Annotated in this window: 1 rRNA gene (only partly in view); it reads right to left on the reverse strand. The window is 55.5% G+C overall.

Annotated elements, in window-relative coordinates:
* Window positions 1-25 precede the first annotated feature (25 nt).
* Window positions 26-2,500: ribosomal RNA gene (locus tag ACFVDI_RS09370) — 23S ribosomal RNA — on the reverse strand; it runs 616 nt beyond the window's last position.

Below are 2,500 nucleotides of genomic sequence, written 5' to 3' on the forward strand. Positions count from 1 at the left end.
TTGTTGTTTTTGTTGAGGGTTTATGAAAGATAAGCCCTCGGCCTATTAGTACCGGTCGGCTGGGCATCACTGCTGTACACCTCCGGCCTATCAACCCCATAGTCTGTAGGGGGCCTTAACCCATAAAGGGTGGGAAACCTCATCTTGAAACGTGCTTCCCGCTTAGATGCGTTCAGCGGTTATCACTTCCGAACGTAGCCAACCAGCCATGCACCTGGCGGTACAACTGGCACACCAGAGGTTCGTCCATCCCGGTCCTCTCGTACTAGGGACAGCCTTTCTCAAGTTTCCTACGCGCGCGGCGGATAGGGACCGAACTGTCTCACGACGTTCTAAACCCAGCTCGCGTGCCGCTTTAATGGGCGAACAGCCCAACCCTTGGGACCTACTCCAGCCCCAGGATGCGACGAGCCGACATCGAGGTGCCAAACCATCCCGTCGATATGGACTCTTGGGGAAGATCAGCCTGTTATCCCCGGGGTACCTTTTATCCGTTGAGTGACCACGCTTCCACATGCCGTGGCCAGATCACTAGTTCCGACTTTCGTCCCTGCTCGACATGTCTGTCTCACAGTCAAGCTCCCTTGTGCACTTACACTCGCCACCTGATTGCCAACCAGGCTGAGGGAACCTTTGAGCGCCTCCGTTACATTTTAGGAGGCAACCGCCCCAGTTAAACTACCCATCAGGCACTGTCCCTGAACCAGATCATGGTCCGAAGTTAGACATCTAGTACGACCAGAGTGGTATTTCAACGATGACTCCACACACACTGGCGTGTGCGCTTCACAGTCTCCCACCTATCCTACACAAGCCGAACCAAACACCAATACCAAACTATAGTAAAGGTCCCGGGGTCTTTCCGTCCTGCCGCGCGTAACGAGCATCTTTACTCGTAGTGCAATTTCGCCGAGTCCACGGTTGAGACAGCGCCCAAGTCGTTACTCCATTCGTGCAGGTCGGAACTTACCCGACAAGGAATTTCGCTACCTTAGGATGGTTATAGTTACCACCGCCGTTTACTGGGGCTTAAATTCTGAGCTTCGCCGTGAGGCTAACCCGTCCTCTTAACCTTCCAGCACCGGGCAGGAGTCAGTCCGTATACATCGTCTTACAACTTCGCACGGACCTGTGTTTTTAGTAAACAGTCGCTTGGGCCTGGTCTCTGCGGCCCTTCACGCTTCCCCCAGCTAGTGGGTTCACGATCCGGGCCCCCCTTCTCCCGAAGTTACGGGGGCATTTTGCCGAGTTCCTTAACCATGGTTCGCTCGATCGCCTCGGTATTCTCTACCTGATCACCTGAGTCGGTTTGGGGTACGGGCGGCTCATGACTCGCTAGAGGTTTTTCTCGACAGCATAGGATCATCGACTTCACCAAACGGCTCCCCATCACATCTCAGACATACAGAGCCCGGATTTGCCTAGACTCAGTCCTACATGCTTGGCCGGCGACAACCATCGCGCCGGTTCGACTACCTTCCTGCGTCACCCCATCACTTGACTACTACACACTCGGGTCCCATGTTCCACACACACGCCTCACCCCGAAGGGATCGGTCACGTGCGCTTCAGATGGTTAGCATCATGCGCCTCATCATGGGCGTCACTTCGCCGGTACGGGAATATCAACCCGTTGTCCATCGACTACGCCTGTCGGCCTCGCCTTAGGTCCCGACTTACCCAGGGCAGATTAGCTTGACCCTGGAACCCTTGATCAATCGGCGGATGTGTTTCTCACACATCATTCGCTACTCATGCCTGCATTCTCACTCGCGTACCGTCCACCGCTGGATCACTCCGCTGCTTCACCCGATACACGACGCTCCCCTACCCACCCCGGAAAACCGGAGTGCCATAGCTTCGGCGGATAACTTGAGCCCCGCTACATTGTCGGCGCGGAATCACTTGACCAGTGAGCTATTACGCACTCTTTCAAGGGTGGCTGCTTCCAAGCCAACCTCCTGGTTGTCACTGCGACTCCACATCCTTTTCCACTTAGTTACCGCTTAGGGGCCTTAGCTGATGGTCTGGGCTGTTTCCCTCTCGACAATGGAGCTTATCCCCCACTGTCTCACTGCTGCGCTCTCACTTACCGGCATTCGGAGTTTGGCTAACGTCAGTAACCTGGTCGGGCCCATCGGCTATCCAGTGCTCTACCTCCGGCAAGAAACACACAACGCTGCACCTAAATGCATTTCGGGGAGAACCAGCTATCACGAAGTTTGATTGGCCTTTCACCCCTAACCACAGGTCATCCCCTCCATTTTCAACTGAAGTGGGTTCGGTCCTCCACGCCGTCTTACCGGCGCTTCAACCTGCCCATGGCTAGATCACTTCGCTTCGGGTCTAGAGCGCGCGACTCAATCGCCCTATTAGGACTCGCTTTCGCTACGGCTACCCCACACGGGTTAACCTTGCCACACACCGCTAACTCGCAGGCTCATTCTTCAAAAGGCACGCCATCACCCCCACTGCCATAAGGCCGGCCGGGCTCTGACGG

The organism is Nocardioides sp. NPDC057767, from assembly GCF_042798275.1.
In the GTDB taxonomy this organism is placed as follows: domain Bacteria; phylum Actinomycetota; class Actinomycetes; order Propionibacteriales; family Nocardioidaceae; genus Nocardioides.